2 protein-coding genes are annotated in these 1,403 nt (G+C 44.0%); both read left to right on the forward strand.

Features of this window, described 5'->3' with window-relative positions:
* Window positions 1-26: 26 nt before the first annotated feature.
* Entirely contained in the window at window positions 27-908 is an 882-nt protein-coding gene (gene nadC / locus ACS8FD_RS14525; protein WP_439261206.1) for a carboxylating nicotinate-nucleotide diphosphorylase, read from the forward strand.
* Window positions 909-1,073: 165 nt separating this feature from the next.
* On the forward strand, window positions 1,074-1,403 hold a 330-nt coding region (locus tag ACS8FD_RS14530; protein ID WP_439276379.1), incomplete at its 3' end, for a MarC family protein.

Below are 1,403 nucleotides of genomic sequence, written 5' to 3' on the forward strand. Positions count from 1 at the left end.
GCATTGCGCATAAAAAAGGACTAAAAATGACAGTCATACAAGAACCAGCATTAGATGAGGTATTGCTTAAGCCATTGGTTGAAGTGGCACTAACAGAAGATTTGGGTAGACGTGGTGATGTCACATCTCAAGCAACTATCCCAGCCGATGTGCAAGCACAATTACAGATTAAAGCGCGGCAAGCAGGCGTGATATGTGGGATGGATTTGGCACGATTGTCCTTTGCTTTGGTTGATGCGCAAATTGAGTTTACTGCTCAAGTTGCTGATGGTGAGTTGGTTGATGCTGATACAGTATTAGCAACTGTCAGCGGCAACGCGCGTCATCTATTGACAGCCGAGCGTACCGCATTGAACTTTATGACGCATCTAAGTGGTATTGCGACAGCGACGCGGCAGATTGTCGATAGTGTGGCAGAGTATCCCGCGCAAATTACCTGTACGCGTAAAACTATTCCAGGTCTGCGTACGGTACAAAAGTACGCGGTACGCTGTGGCGGCGGGCGCAACCATCGCTTGGGTTTGGACGATGCGATTTTAATTAAAGACAATCACATTGCCATTGCAGGTGATATCAAGACTGCCATCAAGCAGGCACAGAATTTCGCCGGTCACCTGATCCCGATTGAAGTTGAAGTTGATACGTTAGAGCAGCTACAGCAAGCGCTAGATGCTGGTGCAACTTTAGTTTTATTAGATAACATGTCACCTGAGATATTGACGCAAGCAGTAGCAATGTGTAAAGGTCGCGCTAAAACTGAGGCATCAGGTGGCATTACCCCTAAAACGGTACAAGGGGTCGCAGAGACGGGCGTTGATTTTATTGCAATGGGCTATTTGACGCACAGTACGACCGCATTAGATATCGGTCTTGATTTCAGTACTGAATTAGTGCTGAATGAGCAATAATTCGCTCATTACTAAGAGGTGTAAATATTAACCAAAGTTAATGATTTAATTAGGTTATCTGCCTATGCTACAATGCCGCTGTTAACCGATTATTGGGTCATCGTTGCACTCGCACGATGGCCTTATCTTTTGCCTGATTTTTATCGTTAAACAAGCGAGCGCTCAGTGAATACTGAAATTATCAAGATTATCTTAGCCTTTGTGGTATTGATTAATCCTTTTGCAGCTTTGACGCTGTTTTTAGATTTAACCCGCGGCTACTCGATGATTGATCGTCGTAGGGTTGCTCGGGTAGCTTGTGTTACGATCTTTATTACTATTAGTTTTTTTACTGTAGCAGGCGAGATCTTGTTGAGAGCTTTGGGTATCTCGATTGGCTCGTTTCAGTTGGCAGGTGGCATACTGATATTTTTAATTGCTCTTAATATGTTGAACGGTGAGGGGAATCCAGTCAAACCTGACCAAGAAAACTTCGATGTCGAATTTGACAAATAT

It is taken from the genome of Psychrobacter sp. 1U2, assembly GCF_051847575.1.